At 60.4% G+C, this 240-nt stretch carries 1 protein-coding gene; it reads left to right on the top strand.

The window, feature by feature from the left end:
• Window positions 1-4: 4 nt before the first annotated feature.
• On the top strand, window positions 5-240 hold a 236-nt coding region (locus ACPYOI_RS36860; RefSeq protein ID WP_481424283.1), incomplete at its 3' end, for an iron chelate uptake ABC transporter family permease subunit.

The following is a 240-nucleotide window of genomic DNA, read 5'->3' on the forward strand; positions in this document are numbered from 1 at the left end:
CAACGTGGCGGTCTGCGCAGCAGTGGCATCCCTTGTTGCGGTTGCCATTGTTGCCGCTGTCTCACGCCGCCGTGAAGATGGCCGGGAGTCCATGATCCTGCTTGGTATCGCCCTGGTATTCGGATTCCATGCGCTCCTGGCGCTCTTGCAGTACCGAGCCACCCCGGAGGCCCTCCAACAGATCGTCTTCTGGACGATGGGCTCCTTTCAACGGGCTACGTGGACTTCGAATGCCATCAT

The sequence above is a fragment of the Rhizobium sp. SVR5-2C genome, assembly GCF_056755115.1.